Consider the following 20,525-nt stretch of genomic DNA (forward strand, 5'->3'; position numbering starts at 1 on the left):
TCGCAGTTCGGTCGCTCTCGTCCGCTCGACGGACTCCCCTCGCAGTCCGCTAGCCCTCGGTCTCGTCCTCCACGAGCGCCGCGAACCGGTCGAGCGCGCGCCGACAGACCGGGACGTACCAGGCCGCGGCGATCGGCACCTCGACGACGACGCGGCTGCGGTCGGACGCCCCGGCGTAGCTGTCGACGCGGTGGCCGGTCGCCGGGATCCCGGCGACCCGCCAGTCCCAGCGCCGCCCGTTGCACGCGGTCACGCGGAACGGGACCCACGCGCCGCCGACCCGGACCCGTCCCCTCGTCCCCCGAGTCACGTAGCGGTCGTCGCTCTCGACCGCGTCGATCGCCGGCCCCCAGTCCGGCCAGGTGCGGGTGTCGCGGAGGGCCTCGGCGGCGACCGACGGCGCGACCGCGACGTCGCGACCCACGGCGAGCGTCGTTCCCTCCCGGACGACCGTCGACGCGGACTCGCCGCCGGACCCGCTCGGGCCGCAAAGCCCTTCGAGGTCCAAACCCCCGTCGAAATCGAAACGTCCGTCCGATTTATCGTTCGAACGAGACCGGTAATTCACGATCCGTCAAAGGATCTCGTCGTAGTTAAGCCGACGTATATTAATACCTTAAATGGTATCAGGACTCATTATCTCTTTCCACGAAGGGTTAATACGGGGATCATCGCTAGAGTAGTCCAATATGGCAGACGACCGCGACACCATGAAAGACGTCTCGCACACTGCACCGCACGACACATCGGCCAAGCGGGTCTGGGAACGAGGCCGAGGCCCGGTCGAGGAAGAGGAAGAAGAGGAGTAACGCACCGACACCGACTGCCCAGTTCTGACGACGCGGCCGATCAGCGGCGCGTCGTACGCCGAATCGGGAGCGGAGCGACCCTGAGCCTATCGCGCCCGGCCGACACCCTCTTTGAGGTCGTTTTTAAACACATCGTATGGTCGGAGTCGCACTCGGGTTGGCCGGGATCGTCGCGGTAACGGTGCTACTGGGATTCAGCGCGTTCTTCTCGAGCTCTGAGACCGCGATCTTCTCGCTTCCGGCGGAGTGGTTCGAGCGGCAGGCCGACTCGGACGACCCGCGGGGACACGTCCTGAAGGAACTCTACGACGACCCCCATCGACTGCTGGTGACGCTGCTCGTCGGTAACAACGTCGTCAACATCGCCATCTCGAGTATCGTGACCGTTCTGGTCGCCAGCCACCTCCCCTCCGGCGCCGCGGTCGTGGTGACGACCGTCTGTACGAGCGTTCTCGTCCTCGTGTTCGGCGAGATCGTCCCCAAGGCGTTCGGCCTCGGAAACGCCGAGACGTGGTCGCTGCGGATCGCGTCGCCGGTCCGACTCGTCGAGCGCGTCCTCTCGCCGCTCATCACGTTGGTCGACGGGATCAGCCGTCGGATGAACGCGTACATCAGCGGCGACGCGAACATCGAGAAGCCGTACACCGACTGACGCGGACGAACCGTCGGGACTTCTCGGCCGCCGGGGCGTCGATGTCGACCCGCGGCTTCCGACGGTCCGAGCGGTTCCGCTCCGGTGCCGCGAGCGACGCGGCTCCCTCGGTTCCGTTCTCGCGGGTGATAGCCGCGGAGGTGGGTTTAACCCGGCCCGCGGACGACCGGTCTCCATGATCGAGGTGGCGGGGTTGCGGAAGACGTACGGCGACTTCGCGGCCGTCGTCGACAGCGACTTCTCCGTCGAGGAGGGGGAGGTGTTCGGCATCGTCGGCCCGAACGGCGCGGGCAAGACGACGACGCTGAAGGTGCTCGCCGGGCTCGTCGATCCCACCGAGGGCGACGTCGAGGTCGCCGGCTACCCTTCGGACGACCCGGAGATGCGACGGCGACTCGGCTTCCTCCCCGAGGAGTCGCCCCTGTACGAGGAGATGACGCCGCTGTCGTACCTGCGCTTCTTCGCCGACCTGTACGACGTGCCGCGCGACGTCGCCGACGAGCGCATCGCGGCCGCGCTCGACCGGCTCGAACTCGACCACCGCGAGCGCCGGCTCGGCGACATGTCGAAGGGGATGAAACGCAAGGTCGCCATCGCGCGGTCGCTGGTCAACGACCCGGACGTGCTCGTGTACGACGAGCCGGCCTCGGGGCTCGACCCGGTGACGACGAACTCCGTGCTGGAGTTCACCCGCGAGCTCCGCGCCGCCGGGAAGACCGTCGTCTTCTCCGCGCACAACCTCTACCACGTCGAGTCCGTCTGCGACCGCGTCGTCGTGATGAACGAGGGGCGAATCGTCGCCCGCGGGAGCGTCGACGGGATCCGCGAGCGACACGGCGAGACGACGTACCACGTGTTCACCGACGTCGCGCCCGCCGCGACCGACCGGTTGACCGCGGCCGTCGGCGACACCGACGCCGCGACCGAGGAGGTCGGCGACCGGTTCCGCACCGCCGTCCCGGACATGGACGGGGTCGAGGCGGTCCGGGCGGCCGCCGCGGAGGCGGGCGGCGAGGTGGTCGACATCCGCACCCGAGAGCCGAGCCTGGAGGACGTGTTCCTCGACATCGTCGGTCGGCCGATGCCCGGCCGGTACACGGGCGGCGGCGGGGCGGTCGCGGACGGGAACGCGGGAGACGGCGACGAGGGGGGCGACGGCGGCGAGGGAGACGGCGGCGACGCGAACCGACCCGCCGAGCCGCGGGAGGGGGTCGAGTGATCGACCGCCTCGGGAGGGTTCTCCGGGTCGCCCGCTGGGAGGTCGCTCGCGCCGGGGGCGGCGTCGACCGCCGGACGTTGCTCGCGGCGCTCGCGCTCCTGCTCGTCGCCGGCGCCGTCCTCGGTGGGGGGCTCGCGGTCGGCGCCGTGGGGCTCGACGTCGACCGCGACGTGTACCGGGTCGCCGTCGACGGCGACTCCCCGTACGCGGACGCCGTGGACGAGGCGCCGGCGCTGACGCCGGTCCCCGTCGGAAGCGCGACGCTCGGTGAGACGGCGGATCTCGTCGTCCTCGACGTGGGGCGGGGGGAGTCCGGTGCGGTCGAGACAGTCGCCGTCCGCGCCAGCGACACGCGGAAGGGCGAGGCCGCGGCCGCCGAGTTCCGCGAGGCCGTCGAGGCGCACAACGAGCGGCTGATGGCCGACGAGGAGAACGCGACCGCCGCCTTCCCCGTCGCCGTCACCCTCCGGTACGTCGGCCGGACGAGCGCGCTCGACGACGGCTCGACGCTCGGGGAAGCGAGCGACGGCTCCGGCGGTGACGACGGCTCTGACGGCGACGACGGTTCGGGCGGCGACGACGGCTCTGACGGCAGGGGTGGTTCGGGCGACGGGAGCGGAAGCGACGGGACCGACGGGGACGACGACGCCGGCGGGGGGACGGGTGACGCCGCGCTCGACGGCGGCGCCTCGGGCGACGGGAGCGGAAGCGACGGGACCGACGGGGACGACGACGCCGGCGGGGGGACGGGTGACGCCGCGCTCGACGGCGGCGCCTCGGGCGACGGGTTCGCGGTGCCGTCGGTCGGCGGCGGGACGTTCGGCGCCGACACGGCGGGCTCGCCCGGATCGATCTCGCCGCCGTTCCCCTTCGTCTCGCTGCTCCTGGCGTTCGTGTTCCTCGTCCCGATGAACTTCCTCATCCAGGCGTACGGCTCGTCCGTGCTCGACGAGCGCACGAACCGGCGGGGGGAGCCGCTGCTCGTCACGCCGCTCTCGCCGGTGGACATCGTCGCCGGGAAGACGCTCCCGTACGTCGCGGCCGCGCTCCTCGTCACGACCGTCATCGCGGTCGCCGTGGGGGGCGGCGCCCTCTCGGTGATCGCCGTGCTGCCCGTCGCCCTGACCTTCCTCGCGGCCACGTTCGTCGGCGCGATGTTCGCGCGGTCGTTCAAGGAGCTCACCTTCGTCACGGTCGGCGTCAGCGTGCTCCTCACGACGTACGCGTTCGTCCCCGCCGTCTTCACCAACGTGACGCCGGTCGCGCTGGTGTCGCCCCTGACGCTCGTCGTCTTCGACCTGCAGGGCGAGGCCGTCTCGGTCGGCGAGGCGCTCTTCTCGACCGGGCCGATGGCGCTCGGCGCCGCGCTCCTGTTCGGCCTCGGGCTCGGGGTGTACCGCGAGGAGGACATGTTCACCCAGAAGCCGGTGACGCGGAAGCTCCTCGACGCGCTCGCGGTGCGGCTCTCGGCGGTCGACGACGCCGGACTCGCCGACCTCGCCGACCGCCGGCGGCTCCGCGCGCTCGGCTCGGTCGCGTTCCTCACCGCCTGCGCGATCCCCTTCGTCTTCGTCGTGGAGCTGCTGGCCGTCGCGACGCTGTTCGCGCTTCCGGTGACGGTCTCGGTCCCCGTCCTCCTCGTGACCATCGCCTTCGTCGAGGAGGTCGCCAAGAGCGTCGGCCTCTACGCCGGGTTCGAGCGCGGCGTCTTCGCCCGGACCGACCGGGTCGCCGTCGCGGTCGGGCTCGCCTCCGCGGTCGGCTTCTTCCTCGCCGAGAAGGCCACGGCGGTCGTGCAGGCGGTCGGCCTCACCGAGCTGTACGTCGGTCGAGCGGCGTTCGGGAGCGTCGCCGGCGTCGACGGGCTCTCCCCCGTCGCCGCCGCGGCGCTGCTGTTCGCCCCTCTCCTGCTCCACGGGTTCGCCACGACCGTCGCCGCGGTGGGCGCGAGCCGGGACCGGACGGCGTACGCGCTCACGCTGGCGCTGGCGACGCTGCTCCACGCCGCGTACAACTTCGGGGTGGTGAGCGTTCATGGGTGACGCGGAGCGCCGCGGGGGGACCGCCGGACGAAGCAGCCGACTGACCATCGCCGGTCGCGAGCTCGCGGGCCTGAGCGCGGAGAAGACGATCCTGCTGGCGGTCGCGATACAGCTGTTCATCGCCGCGTTCTCGTCGTTCCTCGTGGTCGGGCTCGTCTCGATGTACGACCCCGGCGCGCTCGGCGGCGCGGAGGTGGAGGTGGCCGGCGCGGGCGACGCGGTGAGCGATCTCGAGCGAGCCGCGAGCGAGGTCGACGGGGCGTCCGTCACGCGCTACGAGGACGCGGGCGCCGCGCGGCTCGCGTTCGAGCGCAACGCCGCCGACGCGGTGGTGGTCGCCGATCGGAACCACGAGGGGCGGATCGTCGCGCGCGTCACGGCGCCGGACGCGACCGTCGAGACGACCGTGATCGTCGTCCAACTCCGCGAACTGCTCCGGACGTACGAACTGAACGAGCGCGCCGACCGGACCGCGTACCTGACCGAGTCGCCGCTCCCGCTGCCCGAGCGGACCGGCTCCAGCCCGTACTTCACGTTCACCTACACCGTGTTGATCCCGGTGTTGGTGTTCCTCCCCGTCTTCATCTCGGGGTCGCTCGTAGTGGACTCGATCACCGAGGAGATCGACGAGGGCACCCTCGAACTGCTCCGGGTCGCCCCGGTCACGCTGGGGGAGATCATCGACGGGAAGGCGCTCGCGGCGGTCGCGATCGCCCCCGGACAGGCGCTGTTGTGGCTGCTGCTTCTCCGCGCGAACGGCACGCCAGTCGCCAACGTCCCGTCGATCCTCGCGCTGATGACCGCGCTGACGACGCTCGTCGTCGCGCTGGCGGTCGCCATCTCGGCGCTCGCGCCCGACCGCCGGGCCGCGCAGTTCCTCTACTCTATCGGCGTGCTCGTTCTGTTCGGCGGCGCCACGGCGATGGCCGGAGGGCCGGCGAACGCGGTCGCGCGGCTCGCGATCGACAGCGCCGACGCGAGGACGACCGCCCTCGTCGTCGCCTACGTCGCCATCGCCGCGGTCGCGTACGCCGGGGTCAGGCGGCTGGTCGCGGCGAACGGGTTCGGGGACTGAGGGACCGGCGCACCGCGATCCCGAAAAGTTAGAAAAATAATAGTTTTTAGGTCCCGCGCGGTCGTCGTGGAACGCGGTGATCACATGTCTTCGCCGTCAGCGGTCGACGCGTTCCCCGGATTCGTCGCGCTCGACGCGCTAGCGGTGCTCGAGGGAGAGCGCCCCGGTGCCAGCGTCCAGCTGACGGAGGGGTACTTACACGGCCAACAGCGGATGCTGGAGGCGATTGACCGCCCCGACGTCACCGACGACCGGGTCGACACCTGTCAAGAGTCCCGGCGGATCTGGGGGGACCTCCACGTCGACATCGGCTCTCGTACCGAGGGGAACCTCCGAGAGGCGTCGACCCGTCTCCGCGACCTACTCCGCGGGCTCCCGGAGGTCCGGTATCTCAGGGATCGGTACCCGGAGACCTGTTTCGTCGTTCCGGAGTGGCTCCGGACGCCGGGCGAGGTCCAGTACGGGGCCAGAGTGTACTTCTTCGCCGACGAGGCGCCCGCGCCTGACGAGATCCTGGATCGAAACATCCGGGCCGTGCTGGACGAGTCGCCGGGAGCGTTCGACCGGTATCTGGGCTCGCTCCACGGCTATCCGGAGTGCTGTGTCGACTACTACGCGGGGGCGACGCGGTCGCCGACGGCCGAATCGCCGGAAGCGAGGTCGATCGCTCCGCTCGCGGATATCGTGGACGAGGAGCGGGTACACGGAGGGGCTCCCTCGTCGTCGTCCGTCACCGAGATACTGCCGGGGTTCTTCGAGCGCCCGCAGAGCTACGCCTTCTTCGCGCACGCGTTCTACCCGGAGCCGGAGTGTGACGCGGCGCGGCGGACCGGCGTCTCGATATACGAGACGCTCGCCGAGAGCCTCCCCGAGTCGCTGGTCCGGGACTACTTCCGGGTTAATTTCGGCTGGTCGTACCTCCTCGAGAGATCGGCCCGACGACGAGTCGACTGCGTCCCCGAACCGGGAGCCTTCGGGCGTGAGCACGCGTTGCTGTATCTCCCGCTGCAGATACTGCTGGAGACCGGGGTCTACTGAGACGGACGTCGGCACCCGGGTCGATTCGGCGCTCGCCGGTCCGAATCACCGCTCGCCGGTCCGAATCACCGCTCGCCGGTCCGAATCACCGCTCGCCGGTAACGCGGTCGGCGAGGCGCTGGACCCACCCGGCGGTCGGTAGCTGCCAACCGTACGCGACCGCGACCAGTCGGGTCCCGACGGTCACCGCGGCGCACGCGCCGGCGGCGAGTCCGCCGAGGCCGCCCGGCGCACCGAGGCCGCCGAGCGCGCCGACGGCCCAGTACGCGCTCCCGCCCAGCACCGCGCAGCTGGCGTAGAAGTCGTCGAAGAGGATGAAGGGCGCGCGGTCGAGGAGGACGTCCGCGAACGCGCCGCCGCCGGCCGCGTTGATCGTCGCGACCGCGACGACGCCGAAGGCGGACACGCCGGCGTCCGTCGCGACGATCGCGCCGGCCGTGGCGAAGGCGGCGAGGCCGACGGCGTCGGCCGCGAGCGTGATCGGGTGCGTGTCCGGCGATTCGAGGACGACGCTGAGGGCGATCGCCAACCCGACGCCGACGAGTCCGAGCGCGATCTCGACCGGCGACTGGAGGGCGAGCGGGACCCGGTTCACGAGCAGGTCGCGCGTCACCCCGCCGGCGAACGCCATCGCCAGTCCGACGATCGCGACGCCGAACAGATCGAACTCCTCCCGGATCGCCTTCGTCGAGCCCACGAGGGCGAACGCGACCAGGCCGACCGTGTTCATGACGGCGAACGGGTCGCCGAACAGGGTCGACGCGAGCCCCCCCGTCACTCCCCGAAGGCCCCCAGGCTCGACTGCAGCTCTCGGCCCGCCGCCTCGTCGGTGAGCTCGCGGCCGACCAGCTCGCGGGTGTCGACCGCGTACGTGGACCCGCCGCGGTCGAGCACCAACACCCGCCCCTTCCAGCCGCGCACGGTCCCGGCCGCCATCGTCTCCGCGACGGGGCGTTCGTCGAGGTCGAGCCCGTAGTCGAACGCGAAGCGCTCGATCGGGTCGAAGCGTTCGAGGAGCGCCGCCCACGCCGACTCGTCGACCGCGCGGCCGAACCCCGCGAGCTTCGTCGGCACCCGAACCCGGTCGACGAGGTCGTCGCGGTCGGCCAACTCGGCCTCCACCTGTCGGGCGACACGCCCGTCGGGCAGGGTTCTGACGTGCGCGGCCCGGTCCGCGCCCTGCTCGCGGAGCCGCGTCTCCAGCCGCCACAGCCGCGTCACCCCGACCTTCAGCACGTCGGGGGCGAACGCGGCGAGGTAGAGCGCGTGCTCCTCGTGACAGTCCATCTCGTCTTTCAGACACGTGCCCGTGCACCGCGCGCACACCCAGACGCCCCCGTGGGCGTCGCAGTAGGGGGCATCGGAGGCGTCGCAGGCGACGTGCTCGCCGTCGTGGACGGTCCCCGCGCAGCGGCGGTCGCCGAGCCCGTAGGCGAGCTCCGTCCCGGCGGTCGCCTCGACGAACTCGACCGCGCCGCCGCTGGCGACGTAGAGCCCCTCGCCCGACTCGTAACCCACGACTTGCACGCGCCCCCGTACGGGGAGCCGCGACTTATGCGCGTCGTCGGCGGAGCCCGAGACGGACGCGACCCGGGAGGCACCGGCGCAAGAGTCAACACTCTTCGAGCCTCCTAGACGATCTTTGATGATGGACTCTGACGACCCGCTCGCGGACGTCTTCGTCGCGAACGTCATGACCGAACCGGTCGAGACGATCGACCCCGAGGCCTCGGCGGCGACGGCGGCCGAACGACTGATCGAGTCGGACATCGGCTCGATTCTGGCGGGCGCCGAGTCGCTGCCGCCGGACGGCATCCTCACGGAGTCCGACTTCGTCCGCCTCGCGGCCGAGGGGCGTGATCCCACGGCGACGACCGTCGGGGAGTGTATGAGTTCCCCCGTGATCACGGTGCGCCCGTCCGACTCGATCGGGGAGGCGGCCCGGACGATGGCCGACCGCAACGTCAAGAAGCTTCCCGTCGCCGAGCCGCAGACCGACGGGCTCGTCGGGATCGTCACCACGACCGACGTGGCGAGGTACGTCCCGATCCACGAGTTCCACCCGGAGGAGACGGAGTGAGCGACCAGAGACGGCCGAACCTCGCGCCGGTCGCGGACCGGCCGCGGTCTTTATTCCGTGTCGCGTGCGATCGCCCCGCATGATCGACGCCGCGCTCGCGACGGACGAGGGCGACGAGGGGGTCGACCTCGCGCTCACCGTGACGAACGATGCCGAGGACCCGGTCACGCTCCGGTTTCGGACCGGTCAGCGCGCCGACTTCGCGGCCTTCGAGTCCCCCGCCGCCGACGCGGCGGGCGACCCCCGTCGGAGCACCGCCGGGCCGGTCTGGCGACACGGCGAGGGCCGGGCGTTCACGCAGGCGCTCGGCACCGAGACGCTGGCGCCGGGCGGGTCGGCGACGTACGAGGGGACGTGGCGGAGCCCGCGACCGGGCGTCTACCTCGTCGTCGGGACGCTGACCGCAGAGGAGCACGACGCGGAGGCGACCGCGACGGTCACGGTCGGGTGACGTCCGGCGGGCGCACCTCAGTCCGAGTCGGCGCCGTGGACCGCCTCCTCGACCGCCGCCGCGAGCCGCTCGCGCGTCCGGTGGCTCGACTCGGCGTCGGTCCGGACCTCGATCAGGTGCGAGCCGTCGGCGTCGCGGGCCCGCTCGCACGCCGACACGAGCTCCGCGGCGGTCTCGGCGGGGTCCCCGACCGCCTCGGGCCTCGCGTCGATCCGCGCGTACGCCAGCCCGTGGAGGTCGGCCATCGGCTCGAACTCGATGCCGTGCGGGGTCTTGAACGACTCCGTGAACGGCGGCTCGAACGACTCGATCGGCAGGGCGTGGAAGATCCCGCCGCCGTCGTTGTTGATCAGCACGACCGTCGCGTCGACGTCGCACCGGTCGAGCGCGAGCAGGCCGTTGGCGTCGTGGTACAGCGCCAGGTCGCCCACGACGAGGGTGAGGTCGTCCGTCGTCGCCGAGCCCGCCCCGAGCGCGCTGGAGACGATCCCGTCGATCCCGCTGACCCCACGGTTGCCGAGCGCGGTGACGCTCGCCGTCGTCGGCCCGACGAACCGGTCGAGGTCGCGGACGGGCATCGAGTTTGAGACGAACAGCGTCGCCGGGTCGGGGAGCGCGTCGGCCACGGCGCGGAGCGCGTCGCCCTCGTGGAAGCCGGCCGGGTCGCCGTCGGCCGAGAGAGCGTCGCCGCCCTCGCTCCCGGTCGCGGCTCGCTCTCGGTCGTGTATCTCCCGAGCGACGCGGTCGGCCTCCTCCCACTGCGCTCGCCAGTCCGGGTCGCCGCCGCCACCGCCGGCGAGCCGCGAGAGGCGGGCGCAGAGCCGGCTCGGCTCGGCGACGACGAGGTCGGTCGCGGCGAACTCCGCCTCCCGCCAGCGCCCCGCGGGGTCGACCTGATACTGGTCGGCGCCGGTCCCGGCGAGGTACTCGCGGAGGTTCTTCGAGGTGGGCGACGCGCCGAGGCGGAGGACGACCTCGGGGTCGGCCCACTCGGTCGCCGGGTCGGACCCCCCGGCGTCGTCCCCGGCGACCGACGCAGAGAGGTACGCGTCGTACGCCCCGATCACGGGCGCGACGCGGGTGTGACCGCCGTACCGGACGTTCGAGAGCGGGTCGGCGAGCACCGGGAACCCGGTCGCGTGCGACAGCGCCGTCACCGACTCCGCGTCGAGGCCGGGCGGGTCCGCGGGGCCGGCGACGATCAGCCCGCGGTCGACCACCGAGAGTTCGTTCGCGAGCGCGCGGAGCTCGTCGTCGCCCGGCTCGGGCGATCCCGGCGTCACGTCGACGTAGGGGCCGTCGCGACCGGCCGCGGAGACCGGGTCGAGGTCGGCGGGCACGTCGCCCGGCACCCGCGTCGGCTCCAGCGGCTTCTTGAACGGGACGTTGAGGTGAACCGGGCCGGGGTCGGCCCCCTCGGCGGTCGCGACGGCTCGGCCCACGGTGGTCCGCAGCGATCGGAGCGCGCGGTCGTTCGGCGCCGGCTCGGGGAGGTCCTTATAAAAACGGACGGCGTCGCCGTACAGCTTCTCCTGATCGGCGGTCTGGTTCGCGCCCGAGTCGCGCAGTTCCGGCGGGCGGTCGGCCGTGAGCGCGAGCAGAGGGACGCGGGCCTGGCTCGCCTCCATCACGGCCGGGTGGTAGTTGGCGGCGGCGGTGCCGGAGGTGCAGATCAGCGGCGTGACGCTCCCCGTCCGCCGGGCGCGGCCCAGCGCGAAGTAGGCGGCGGAGCGCTCGTCCAGCTGCGAGAAGACGCGGAGGTCGTCGCGGTCCGCGGCGGCCATCGTCAGCGGCGTCGATCGGCTGCCCGGGGAGACGACGACGGCGTCGACGCCCGCGGCGACGAGCTCGTCCACGAGCGCCCCCGCCCACAGCGCGTTCCGGTTCGGCGCGGTCATTGCCACCGCTTGGTGGTCGATATTTAAATACTCCCGCGGGTCGGCCTGGCCGGATTCGTTATACCCGGTCCAGCCGCGAGAGCCCGTGCCACACCGCGTCGACGAGGCGGTCCTCGCCCTCGCCCTCGGCGTCCTCCCAGCCGCGGGCGATGGCGTCCTCCAGCACCGGCACGGGGTGATTCTCGAAGTTGTTCATCCCGCGGAACGTCTCCAGCGCCTCGCGGTGGGGCTCGCCGAAGGCGTCGCCCTCGGCCGCCTCGCTCCCGGCCGCGTCGCCCTCGGGCGCATCGCTCTCGTCGAGGAACCCGAGGTCGGCGAGCGTCGCCGCGACGGCCGCGGCCGCCTCGCCCGTCAGCTCCCGGGTCTCGTCGGGCGCCTCGCGCTCCAGCAGGGTGACGTCGTACAGCTTGAACACCCGCTCGAGCTCGTCGATCGGGCCGTCGTGGTCGTCGACGCGCACGTCGATCCAGCGGTCGTTCCGGCCGTCGTACCCGCCCTCGGGCTTCGCGACGTACAGCGCCGCCGACTGCTCGCCGCGCTTGTCGCCGCCAGCCTCGTTGCCGGCGTGGAGCGCGGCGATGAGCCGCTCGGGGAGGCCGCCGTCCGTCTCCTCGAACGCGTCCGCCATCGCGGTCAGCGTCTCGGCGTTCTCCAGGATGTTGCCCTGCACGGTGTAGCCGTCGCCCTGCAGGTCGCCGGCGTAGTCGTGGCACTCGTCGCCGGTGAACGCGGCCGGCTCGCCGTCGAGGCCGACGACGCCGACCTGTCGGGAGGGCGCCTCGTCGTCCGCGCTCGTGAGCGCGTCGACGACCGCCTCGGCGTCGCGGCCCTCCCGGAGGCGGTCGAGGCCGTCGGGGCCGTAGGCGACGTTCGCGAAGCTCTGCGTGGCGACCGCGCCGGCGTCCGCGCTGACGAACGGGACGACGGCGCCGACGCTGACGAACTTCGACTGGACCGCGACGCCGACGGCGTCGGTCTCCGGGTCGCGGGCGGCGATCGAGAACGTCGAGGGACGAGGTGGCATGCGGATACACGGATCGACGGCCGCCCTCATAAGTTCGGTCGGGTCGTCCGGGCGGTCCGCCCCTCGTCGACGTCGGCGTCGCCGACGCCGCGCCCCGCGCCGCCGCTCGCGGTCGCGTTCTGCAACGCTTATGCACGCCGACCGACTTCGATCGGGTATGAGCGACGACGACGCCGTCGACGTCGAGGTCGAGTCCTCCGACGACGCCGCGGCCGACGCGGCGAGCGCGAACGGAACGGCGGAGGCGACCGCCGGGGAAGCGAGCGGCGAGCCGGCGCGCGGGACCGACGCGGAGAGCGACGTGACCGACGCCGAGGCCGACGCGGACCGCGAGGCGCTGGCCGCCGCCGTCGCCGAGCACGACGAGGCGCTCGCGCGGGAGGTCGCCGAGCTGGAGGCGGAGCTCGCGGAGACGCGCGCGGACCTCCTCGAGACCGAGGAGGAGGTCGAGGAGCTGACGAGCAAGCTCGCCCGCGTGAAGGCGGACTTCAGCAACTACAAACAGCGCGCGAAGCGCAAGCAGGACGAGATCCGCGAGCGCGCGTCCGAGAAGCTCGTCGAGCGGATCACCCCGGTCCGCAACGACCTCCTCCGCGCGCTCGACCAGGAGGCGGGGAGCGATCTCCGCCCCGGCGTCGAGTCGACGCTGGAGAAGTTCGACGAGGTGCTCGCCGAGGAGGGCGTCGAGCCAATCGCGCCCGACCCGGGCGACGAGGTCGACCCGTCCCGCCACCAGGTGATGCTCCGCGTCGAGAGCGACCAGCCCGAGGGCACCGTCCACGAGGTGTACGAGCCCGGCTACGAGATGGGCGACCGCGTCGTCAGCGAGGCGAAGGTCACCGTCAGCGCCGACGGGTCGTAGTCGACGGCCCGGGCCCCCGTCCCGTTTTCACTCCTCGCTTGCGTACCGGCCCGCGATCTCGTCGAGCCCCGCGTCCGGCTCGGCGGCGTGGGGCACCGACAGCGGCGAGACCGACACCTCGCCGTCGACGACCGCCCGCCTATCGGTGCCGATCGGGTCGGGCACGTCCTCGGGCGTCATCCGCCCCCAGATCGGATCGGAGATGGCGACGCCGCCGTTGCCGTCGGAGGTCGCCTCCATCCCGTACCACTCGGACGGCGTGGTGACGCGCATCGGCGCGGGGTCGACGGCGCGGTCCGAGCCGCCGGGGTCGGCCGCGACCGGCTCCGAGCCGCCGTCGGCCTCGGCCGACGCCGCCATCGGCGCGTTGACGTTGAGGTAGTCGGCCCGCTCGAAGGCGCCCGCCGCCGGGGCCTCGTTGACGAGGAACCGCGTGGCGCGCACGGCGTGCGCGAACGACGCCGGCGGCAGGTCCCGCTTCCACCAGTCGTCGCCGCCCGGCACGTACATCGACGTCGCGATTCCGGGGACGCCGAAGAAGGCGCCCTCGACGGCCGCCGAGACGGTCCCGGACCGTCCGAGCGTGTACGCGCCGAGGTTGGCGCCCTCGTTGCACCCGGCGACCACGAGGTCGGCGTCCGGGACGAGCTCGTCGAGGCCGGCGACGACGCAGTCCACGGGCGTCCCGTCCACAGCGTACCCCAGCTCGTGCTCGCGGACCTCGACGTCGGCGGAGATGGCGCGCCCGATCGAAGAGCGGTCGCCGGTCGGCGCGACCGCGACCACGTCGTAATCGGCCGCGAGCGCGTCGTACAGCGCGCGGAAGCCGACGGCGTCGACGCCGTCGTCGTTCGTCAGTAGGATCCGCTCGACGCTCATACCAGTACATCGGGCGGTTCGGACAAAAGCCCACCGTCGGCGGCGGGCTGTCGGCGCCGCCGCGCCGAACGGAAAAGCCCACGTATCCCGGGGCCCCATCGTGCGACATGGGATTCGGGGACACGGCCAAGAAGATCCAGACGCTCGCCGACAAGGCCGAGCGCACGTACCAGAAGATCAACGAGCTCCGCAACGAGGTCGAGGAGACCCAGACGACCGTGGTCGACACCTCCGAGCGCGTCCAGCGGCTGGAGAACGAGATGGCCGAACAGCGGGCCGTCCTCGACACCGTCGCGCGCGAGGTCGGCGTCGACTTGGAGAGCGTCAGCACCGAGGCGCACATCACCGAGGCGGAGCGCGCCGCCGCGGAGAGCTCGCCCGGGAGCGCGACCGGGGGCGCCGGATCGGCCGAGAGCGACGGCGGCGAGCCGGGGGACGCGACCGACGGGGCGAGCGAGGACGCGGCGTAACCCCTATTCGGCCGGTTCCGCCGTCTGGTCGGCCGATTTCTCTCCGTCGGCGGCCCGCGACACCACCTCGGCCGGCACGCCCGCGACCGTCGTTTCCGGCGGGACGTCGGCGGCGACGAGCGAGTTCGCGGCGACCTGCGCCCCCTCGCCGACCGTGACGCCCGGGAGGACGACAGCGCCCGCCCCGATCATCGCGCCCTCCTCGACGACGACGTCGCCGAGTCGGTACTCGTCGCTGAGGAACTCGTGGCACAGCAGGGTCGCGTCGTAGCCGACGATCGCGTCGTCGCCGACGGTGATCCGCTCCGGCCAGAACACGTCGGGCGTCGACTCCAATCCCCACGCGACGCCGGTCCCGACCGCGACGCCGATCCGCCGCAGCAGCCAGTTCTTCAGCCGCAGGCTCGGGCAGACCCGCGCGAGCACGATCACGACGTAGTTCCGGACGACGACGAGCGGCGACTTCGCGTCCGGCCACGACCACAGCGAGTTCCGCGGGCCGGGCGTCGCGTGGCGGTCGAGTCGCTCGGTCCGGGAGTCGTCCGCCGCATGGTCGGCCGCGGTCGCGCCCGCGGCGTTCGTCGGTTCGGCCGCCGCGCCACCGTCCTCGTGAGTCACGAGGGCCCGTTCGGGCGGCTCCGGTAAAAGGGTCGCTGACGGGGGCGCGCTACTCCCGCAGCTCGTCAATGTGTTCGATCCGCCGCTCGACGAGGTCGGCCGTCCCGACGTCGTGGCGGATCCGGAGCCCGTCGCCGGCGGCAGAGAGCCCGTCTTCGGCCTGTCGCTCGGCGGCGGCGATCGAGTCGCCGCGGCCCACGACCGCGAACGAGCGCGAGGTGGTCGTGTACAGCCCGTCGTCGCGCTCGTCGACGCTGGCGTAGTAGAGCAGCGCGTCGCCGACGCTCTCCTCGTCGACCGCGATCCGCGCGCCCGCGTCGGGGTCGACCGGGTAGCCGTCCGGCACGGCGTACTTGCAGACGGTCGCCTCGCCCGAGAAGGCCAGTTCGGGGAGCGCGCTGCCGTCGCGCGCGGCCGTCAACACGTCGACGAAGGGGGTATCCAGCACCGGCAGCGCGTTCATCGCCTCCGGGTCGCCGAAGCGCGCGTTGAACTCGACGACCTTCGGCCCCGCGTCGGTGAGCATGAACTGGCCGTAGAGGACGCCCTTGTAGTCCGGGAGCGCGTCGACGACCGCCTCCAGCACGTCGACGGCGGCCTCGTAGTCGCCGTCGTCCATGAACGGGAGCGAGCGGCCCGTGTCCGAGTACGAGCCCATCCCGCCCGTGTTCGGGCCCTCGTCGCCCTCGTAGGCGCGCTTGTGGTCCTGCACCGCGGGCGTCGTCCGGACGTCGCCGTTCGCGACGAACGCCTGGACCGTGAACTCCTCGCCGACCAGGCGCTCCTCCAACACGACGCGGTCGTAGCCGGAATCCCGGAGGTACGCCTTCGCCTCCTCGGCGGTCACCTGATCGCCGATCACCTTCACGCCCTTCCCGCCCGTGAGCCCGGCCGGCTTCACGGCGAGGTCGCCGTCGGCCGCGTCGATGTAGTCGCAGGCGGCCTCCGTGTCGTCGAACACCGCGTAGTCGGGACAACCGGGGATCGACGCCTCCTCCATGAACTCGCGCTGGTACGCCTTGTCCGTCTCCAGGCGCGCCTCCGCGGCCCGCGGGCCGAACGCGTACACGCCGGCGTCGTCGAGCGCGTCGGCGACCCCCGCCGCGAGCGCCGACTCGGGACCGATCACGGCGAGGTCGGCGCCGACGTCGGTCGCGTAGTCGGCGACGGCCTCGGCGTCGGTCTCGTCGATCGACTCGAACCCCTCGGCAAGCCGTCGGATGCCCGGGTTCCGGTTGCTCGCGCAGGCGTACAGCGCGCAGTCGTCGGCGACCGCGCGGGCGATCGCGTGCTCGCGTCCGCCGCCGCCGACGAGGAGTACGGTCTCGGTCATGCCCGACGGATACGTACATGGTAGTGTAAGCTTTACTTTCCACTCGCACCGAGATAGCCATATACGTGGATCGTTTGCGGGAGCGACGCCCGAACCCGCCCCTCGTGTGAGGCTTTTTGCCTCGCCGGGGCGAACCGCGGGTATGACACAGCCGACGGAGCGGAACCGCCTCGACGACGAGGCGAGCCCGTACCTCCGACAGCACGCCGACAACCCGGTCCACTGGCAGCCGTGGGGCGACGAGGCGTTCGAGCGCGCCCGAGAGCACGACGTGCCCGTGTTCGTCTCCATCGGCTACTCCTCCTGCCACTGGTGTCACGTGATGGCCGAGGAGAGCTTCGAGGACGAGGGGGTCGCGGACGTCCTCAACGAGTCGTTCGTCCCGATCAAGGTCGACCGCGAGGAGCGCCCCGACGTCGACAGCACGTTCATGACCGTCTCACAGCTCGTCACTGGCGGCGGCGGCTGGCCGCTCTCCGCGTGGTGTACCCCAGAGGGGAAGCCGTTCTACGTCGGGACCTACTTCCCGCCCGAGCCGCGCCGGAACCAGCCCGGGTTCCGCGACCTCTGCGAGCGCATCGCCGACTCGTGGGCCGACCCCGAGCAGCGCGAGGAGATGGAGCGGCGCGCCGAGCAGTGGACGACGAGCGCTCGCGACGAGCTGGAGTCCGTGCCCGACGCGGGCGCGGCGGGCGACACGGAGGCGCCCGGCGCCGACCTCCTCGACGAGGCCGCCGCCGCCGCGGTCCGCGGGTACGACGACGAGTACGGCGGGTTCGGGAGCGGCGGCGCGAAGTTCCCGATGCCCGGGCGGATCGACCTGCTCATGCGCGCCTCCTCCCGGAGCGGCCGGGACGCCGCGCTCGCGGCCGCGACCGGGACCCTCGACGGGATGGCGCGCGGCGGGATGTACGACCAGATCGGCGGCGGCTTCCACCGGTACGCGACCGACCGGCGGTGGACGGTGCCGCACTTCGAGAAGATGCTGTACGACAACGCGGAGCTCCCGCTGGTGTACCTCGACGGGTACCGCCTCACCGGCGACCCGGCGTACGCCCGCGTCGCGAGCGAGACGCTGGGGTTCCTCGACCGCGAGCTCCGCCACGAGGCGGGCGGCTTCTTCAGCACGCTCGACGCGCGGAGCGCGCCGCCCGAGAGCCGGCGGGGTGACGCGAGCGGGAACGGAAGCGGTCACGCCGACGTCGAGGGCGCCTTCTACGTCTGGACGCCCGGCGAGGTCGACGCGGTCCTCGACGAGCCGGCCGCGTCGCTGGCGAAGGAGCGGTACGGGATCGAGTCGGGCGGGAACTTCGAGCGCGGCACGACCGTACCGACGATCGCGGCGTCGGTCGCGGCGCTCGCCGAGGACCGCGACCTCTCGGTCGAGGAGGTCCGCGAGCGCCTGACCGAGGCCCGCGTCGCGCTGTTCGAGGCGCGGGAGTCGCGCCCGCGGCCCGCCCGCGACGAGAAGGTGCTCGCGGCGTGGAACGGCCGAGCGGTCTCCGCGTTCGCGAGCGCGGCGGGCGTCCTCGGCGAGGAGTACGCCGCGATCGCCCGCGAGGCGCTCGACTTCTGTCGCGACCGGCTGTACGACGCGGAGACGGGTGCGCTCGCCCGGCGGTGGCTCGACGGCGACGTCCGCGGCCCGGGGTACCTCGACGACCACGCGTTCCTCGCGCGCGGCGCGCTCGACGTCTACGCCGCCACCGGCGACCCGGAGCCGCTCGGGTTCGCGCTGGAACTGGCCGAGACGATCGTCGCGGAGTTCCACGACGCGGACGACGGAACGATCTACTTCACGCGGGACCCGGAGGCGGGCGAGGGTGACGGGACGGCCGGGGACGGCGATGGGCCCCCCGCCGGCGACGGCGCCCTGTTCGCCCGCCCGCAGGAGTTCACCGACCGCTCGACGCCGTCGAGCCTCGGCGTGGCGGCGGAGACGCTGGCGCTCCTCGACGGGTTCCGGACCGACCGCGAGTTCGCCGCGGTCGCGGAGGCGGTGGTGACGACCCACGCGGACCGGATCCGGGCGAGCCCGCTGGAGCACGTCTCGCTGGTGCGGGCGGCCGAGCGCGTCGAGACCGGCGGGGTCGAGGCGACGGTCGCCGCCGACGCGGTGCCGGACGCGTGGCGCGAGACCCTCGGCGAGCGGTACCTCCCGGGCGCGCTCGTCGCGCCGAGACCGCCGACCGAGGCGGGGCTCGACGAGTGGCTCGACCGGCTCGACATGGACGAGGCGCCGCCGATATGGGCCGGGCGCGACGCGGTCGACGGCGAGCCGACCGCCTACGTCTGCGAGGGTCGGACCTGCTCGCCGCCGGAGGCCGACCTCGACGCGGCGCTGGCGTGGCTGGCGGAGCGGCGGTAGGCGAGCGACTCCGGACCGGCGGTTCGAGTGCCTCTCGGACAGCCGGCGGCGCGAGTAAGCCGCGGCGTAATTATATGCGTCCGTCACGACGCTCCGTCCATGCACGATTTCATCGTCGTCGGCGCCGGCCCCCCGGGCTCGCGGTTCGCCAGGCGGGCGGCCGAGGCCGGCCGCGACGTGGTCGTCTTCGAGAAGGGGACCGTCGGCGAGCCGCTGGCCTGCTCGGGCCACGTCTCCGACGACGTCTGGGCGTACGTCCCCGACGAGGCACGCGACCGGCTCCTCCAGAACCGCGTGTACGGCGCGCGGTTCCACGTGGGCGGCCCCGGCTCGAAGGCGCACCCATTTTATAAAGAACGGCCGGTCTCGAACGTGATCGACCGCGTCGGGCTCGACCGGACCCTCGCCGACTGCGCGCGGGACGCGGGCGCCGACGTCCGCGAGGGGCACACCGTCCTCGACGTCGACGAGCGGTCGGATCGGGTCGCCGTCGAGGTCCGGACTCCCGACGGCGACGTCGAGACGGCGGAGGCCCGGATGGTCGCCGGCTGCGACGGCCCCACCTCTCGCGTGCGTCGATCGCTCGACCTCCCGGAGCCGGACGAACTGCTCCACGGCGTGCTCGCGTTCGACGACGCGCCCGACGCCGGCGACCTCGTCGACGTCCACCTCACCGCGCCGACCTTTTTCGCGTGGCGGATCCCGCGGGGGGACGCCGGCGTCGAGTACGGCCTCGCGGCGCCCCCGAGCGACGACGTCACGGCGATGTTCGACCGGCTCACCGACGCGTACGGCGCGACGACAGACCGGTTCTGCTCGGGGGCGATTCCGGTCGGGCCGCCGGACCGCGTCACGACGGACCGCGCGTTCCTGATCGGGGACGCGGCCGCGCAGACGAAGCCGTTCACCGGCGGCGGGATCCTGTACGGGATGACCGCGGCCGACGTGGCCGCGGACGTCGTCGACCCGGCGGACCCGGCGACGCTCGCCGACTACGAGGCCGGCTGGCGCGACGAGATCGGCCGCGAGATCCTGCTCGGAAAGGGGATCCGTCGGTGCTACTCGCTGCCGGAGCCGGTCCAGCGGCTCGGGCTGCGGGCGCTGTCGGGCGAGATCGGCGTCCACATGGACCGGCCGACCTCGTTCTTCTCGCCGGCGCACCTCCGTCGGCTGTTCTCGCGGAGCGACCCGCCGGAGTGAGCCGGGACCGGTCGGGGAACCGCCGCGGCGGAGTCCGCCCGTTACTCGCCGACGACCTCGGCGAACGAGACGTTCTCGCGGACGCTCGTGATCTCGACGGTCGGCTCGTCGCCCGGCTGGGAGTCGGGGACGATGACGACGTAGCCGCGTTCGATCTTCGCGATCCCGTCGCCCTTGTCGCCGAGCGTCTCGATCGTGACCTCGCGGACGTCGCCCTCGGAGACCGGCGGGCCGGCGGCGTCGGTCGGGGTTGTGCGGGCCGCGGAGGTGCCGGCACCGTTCCCCGCGACGTCCCGGTCCGGGGACGCGTTCGCCGCTGACTCGGTGGAAGCGGTATCCGCTCCTCCCTCTCGCTGTATCAATGCGACCCGATACGTCTCACCGGGGGTGACCGTCTCGTGTTCTATCTCCGACGACGGGACCGTGACGACGTGGTCCCCGTCGCGCTCCTCGACTTCCCCGGTGAACAGACACGCGAGCGAATCGGTGATCTCGACCATGCGTGAC

At 72.6% G+C, this 20,525-nt stretch carries 20 protein-coding genes; 11 read left to right on the forward strand and 9 right to left on the reverse strand.

Features of this window, described 5'->3' with window-relative positions:
• Positions 1-49 precede the first annotated feature (49 nt).
• On the reverse strand, positions 50-508 hold the full coding sequence (locus DJ81_RS12570) for an SRPBCC family protein (RefSeq protein ID WP_094589976.1): 459 nt from the start codon (positions 506-508) through the stop codon (positions 50-52).
• 437 nt (positions 509-945) lie between these two features.
• Between DJ81_RS12570 and DJ81_RS12575 the strand changes: the two genes are divergently transcribed.
• The 5 genes from DJ81_RS12575 (at position 946) to DJ81_RS12595 (ending at position 6,835) form a co-directional block, all read left to right on the forward strand.
• Positions 946-1,461 carry a CNNM domain-containing protein gene (locus DJ81_RS12575; RefSeq protein ID WP_094589978.1) on the forward strand — a complete coding sequence of 172 codons (516 nt, stop codon included), beginning with the start codon at positions 946-948 and terminating at the stop codon, positions 1,459-1,461.
• A gap of 175 nt (positions 1,462-1,636) precedes the next feature.
• Complete coding sequence (locus DJ81_RS12580; RefSeq protein WP_094526150.1) at positions 1,637-2,680, forward strand: ABC transporter ATP-binding protein; 1,044 nt, start codon at positions 1,637-1,639, stop codon at positions 2,678-2,680.
• Complete coding sequence (locus tag DJ81_RS12585) at positions 2,677-4,722, forward strand: ABC transporter permease (protein ID WP_094589980.1); 2,046 nt, start codon at positions 2,677-2,679, stop codon at positions 4,720-4,722. The genes DJ81_RS12580 and DJ81_RS12585 overlap by 4 nt, the downstream gene beginning before the upstream one ends.
• Positions 4,715-5,797, forward strand: a complete 1,083-nt coding sequence (locus DJ81_RS12590; RefSeq protein ID WP_094589982.1) for an ABC transporter permease — start codon at positions 4,715-4,717, stop codon at positions 5,795-5,797. Before DJ81_RS12585 ends, DJ81_RS12590 begins: the two co-directional genes overlap by 8 nt.
• Before the next feature lie 84 nt (positions 5,798-5,881).
• Positions 5,882-6,835, forward strand: a complete 954-nt coding sequence (locus tag DJ81_RS12595) for a hypothetical protein (protein WP_141212587.1) — start codon at positions 5,882-5,884, stop codon at positions 6,833-6,835.
• A gap of 85 nt (positions 6,836-6,920) precedes the next feature.
• On the opposite strand, the gene DJ81_RS12600 is transcribed toward DJ81_RS12595, so the two are convergent.
• Complete coding sequence (locus DJ81_RS12600) at positions 6,921-7,613, reverse strand: trimeric intracellular cation channel family protein (RefSeq protein ID WP_170938317.1); 693 nt, start codon at positions 7,611-7,613, stop codon at positions 6,921-6,923.
• Complete coding sequence (locus DJ81_RS12605; protein WP_094589986.1) at positions 7,610-8,362, reverse strand: DUF2797 domain-containing protein; 753 nt, start codon at positions 8,360-8,362, stop codon at positions 7,610-7,612. The genes DJ81_RS12600 and DJ81_RS12605 overlap by 4 nt, the downstream gene beginning before the upstream one ends.
• 121 nt (positions 8,363-8,483) lie before the next feature.
• On the opposite strand from DJ81_RS12605, the gene DJ81_RS12610 reads away from it, so the two are divergent.
• Both DJ81_RS12610 and DJ81_RS12615 read left to right on the forward strand, forming a co-directional pair.
• The gene (locus DJ81_RS12610) at positions 8,484-8,915 is read left to right on the forward strand and encodes a cyclic nucleotide-binding/CBS domain-containing protein (RefSeq protein WP_170938318.1); all 432 of its coding nucleotides are present in this window, start codon (positions 8,484-8,486) and stop codon (positions 8,913-8,915) included.
• Between the two features lie 79 nt (positions 8,916-8,994).
• Positions 8,995-9,366: a BsuPI-related putative proteinase inhibitor gene (locus tag DJ81_RS12615; RefSeq protein WP_094589988.1), complete on the forward strand. Its 372-nt coding sequence runs from the start codon at positions 8,995-8,997 to the stop codon at positions 9,364-9,366.
• 17 nt (positions 9,367-9,383) lie between these two features.
• On the opposite strand, the gene menD is transcribed toward DJ81_RS12615, so the two are convergent.
• The gene (gene menD, locus DJ81_RS12620) at positions 9,384-11,264 is read right to left on the reverse strand and encodes a 2-succinyl-5-enolpyruvyl-6-hydroxy-3-cyclohexene-1-carboxylic-acid synthase (protein WP_094589990.1); all 1,881 of its coding nucleotides are present in this window, start codon (positions 11,262-11,264) and stop codon (positions 9,384-9,386) included.
• Positions 11,265-11,322: 58 nt separating this feature from the next.
• The gene (locus DJ81_RS12625; RefSeq protein ID WP_094589992.1) at positions 11,323-12,288 is read right to left on the reverse strand and encodes a DUF1028 domain-containing protein; all 966 of its coding nucleotides are present in this window, start codon (positions 12,286-12,288) and stop codon (positions 11,323-11,325) included.
• 157 nt (positions 12,289-12,445) lie between these two features.
• Here DJ81_RS12625 and DJ81_RS12630 point away from each other — a divergent pair, with 157 nt between their 5' ends.
• Positions 12,446-13,150, forward strand: coding sequence for a nucleotide exchange factor GrpE (locus DJ81_RS12630; protein WP_094589994.1), 705 nt, complete (start codon positions 12,446-12,448; stop codon positions 13,148-13,150).
• A 27-nt stretch (positions 13,151-13,177) separates the two neighbouring features.
• Here DJ81_RS12630 and surE read toward each other — a convergent pair whose 3' ends face one another.
• Positions 13,178-14,029, reverse strand: coding sequence for a 5'/3'-nucleotidase SurE (gene surE / locus DJ81_RS12635; RefSeq protein ID WP_094589996.1), 852 nt, complete (start codon positions 14,027-14,029; stop codon positions 13,178-13,180).
• Positions 14,030-14,136: 107 nt separating this feature from the next.
• Between surE and DJ81_RS12640 the strand changes: the two genes are divergently transcribed.
• Positions 14,137-14,499 carry a DUF5798 family protein gene (locus tag DJ81_RS12640; protein ID WP_094589998.1) on the forward strand — a complete coding sequence of 121 codons (363 nt, stop codon included), beginning with the start codon at positions 14,137-14,139 and terminating at the stop codon, positions 14,497-14,499.
• A gap of 3 nt (positions 14,500-14,502) precedes the next feature.
• Here the strand turns inward: DJ81_RS12640 and DJ81_RS12645 are convergent, their stop codons facing one another.
• Complete coding sequence (locus tag DJ81_RS12645; RefSeq protein ID WP_094524724.1) at positions 14,503-15,117, reverse strand: acyltransferase; 615 nt, start codon at positions 15,115-15,117, stop codon at positions 14,503-14,505.
• Positions 15,118-15,166: 49 nt separating this feature from the next.
• Positions 15,167-16,450 (reverse strand): phosphoribosylamine--glycine ligase, encoded by a 1,284-nt coding sequence (gene purD / locus DJ81_RS12650; RefSeq protein ID WP_094590000.1) that lies wholly within the window; start codon positions 16,448-16,450, stop codon positions 15,167-15,169.
• A gap of 142 nt (positions 16,451-16,592) precedes the next feature.
• On the opposite strand from purD, the gene DJ81_RS12655 reads away from it, so the two are divergent.
• Positions 16,593-18,818 (forward strand): thioredoxin domain-containing protein, encoded by a 2,226-nt coding sequence (locus DJ81_RS12655; RefSeq protein WP_094590002.1) that lies wholly within the window; start codon positions 16,593-16,595, stop codon positions 18,816-18,818.
• A 99-nt stretch (positions 18,819-18,917) separates the two neighbouring features.
• Positions 18,918-20,018, forward strand: coding sequence for a geranylgeranyl reductase family protein (locus DJ81_RS12660; RefSeq protein ID WP_094524721.1), 1,101 nt, complete (start codon positions 18,918-18,920; stop codon positions 20,016-20,018).
• Positions 20,019-20,059: 41 nt separating this feature from the next.
• On the opposite strand, the gene DJ81_RS12665 is transcribed toward DJ81_RS12660, so the two are convergent.
• Positions 20,060-20,518 carry a TRAM domain-containing protein gene (locus tag DJ81_RS12665; protein ID WP_094590004.1) on the reverse strand — a complete coding sequence of 153 codons (459 nt, stop codon included), beginning with the start codon at positions 20,516-20,518 and terminating at the stop codon, positions 20,060-20,062.
• Between the last annotated feature and the right edge of the window lie 7 nt (positions 20,519-20,525).

Origin of the sequence: Halorubrum sp. Hd13 (assembly GCF_002252755.1) — an archaeon.
In the GTDB taxonomy this organism is placed as follows: domain Archaea; phylum Halobacteriota; class Halobacteria; order Halobacteriales; family Haloferacaceae; genus Halorubrum.

Excerpts from the sequence above, each read along its gene's own strand:
- DJ81_RS12590 (WP_094589982.1), top strand. The coding sequence starts at position 4,715 with ATGGGTGACGCGGAGCGCCGCGGGGGGACCGCCGGACGAAGCAGCCGA.
- DJ81_RS12625 (WP_094589992.1), bottom strand. The coding sequence starts at position 12,288 with ATGCCACCTCGTCCCTCGACGTTCTCGATCGCCGCCCGCGACCCGGAG.
- purD (WP_094590000.1), bottom strand. The coding sequence starts at position 16,450 with ATGACCGAGACCGTACTCCTCGTCGGCGGCGGCGGACGCGAGCACGCG.
- DJ81_RS12610 (WP_170938318.1), top strand. The coding sequence starts at position 8,484 with ATGGACTCTGACGACCCGCTCGCGGACGTCTTCGTCGCGAACGTCATG.
- DJ81_RS12580 (WP_094526150.1), top strand. The coding sequence starts at position 1,637 with ATGATCGAGGTGGCGGGGTTGCGGAAGACGTACGGCGACTTCGCGGCC.
- DJ81_RS12660 (WP_094524721.1), top strand. The coding sequence starts at position 18,918 with ATGCACGATTTCATCGTCGTCGGCGCCGGCCCCCCGGGCTCGCGGTTC.
- DJ81_RS12640 (WP_094589998.1), top strand. The coding sequence starts at position 14,137 with ATGGGATTCGGGGACACGGCCAAGAAGATCCAGACGCTCGCCGACAAG.
- surE (WP_094589996.1), bottom strand. The coding sequence starts at position 14,029 with ATGAGCGTCGAGCGGATCCTACTGACGAACGACGACGGCGTCGACGCC.
- DJ81_RS12630 (WP_094589994.1), top strand. The coding sequence starts at position 12,446 with ATGAGCGACGACGACGCCGTCGACGTCGAGGTCGAGTCCTCCGACGAC.
- DJ81_RS12655 (WP_094590002.1), top strand. The coding sequence starts at position 16,593 with ATGACACAGCCGACGGAGCGGAACCGCCTCGACGACGAGGCGAGCCCG.
- DJ81_RS12575 (WP_094589978.1), top strand. The coding sequence starts at position 946 with ATGGTCGGAGTCGCACTCGGGTTGGCCGGGATCGTCGCGGTAACGGTG.
- DJ81_RS12665 (WP_094590004.1), bottom strand. The coding sequence starts at position 20,518 with ATGGTCGAGATCACCGATTCGCTCGCGTGTCTGTTCACCGGGGAAGTC.
- DJ81_RS12615 (WP_094589988.1), top strand. The coding sequence starts at position 8,995 with ATGATCGACGCCGCGCTCGCGACGGACGAGGGCGACGAGGGGGTCGAC.
- DJ81_RS12595 (WP_141212587.1), top strand. The coding sequence starts at position 5,882 with ATGTCTTCGCCGTCAGCGGTCGACGCGTTCCCCGGATTCGTCGCGCTC.
- menD (WP_094589990.1), bottom strand. The coding sequence starts at position 11,264 with ATGACCGCGCCGAACCGGAACGCGCTGTGGGCGGGGGCGCTCGTGGAC.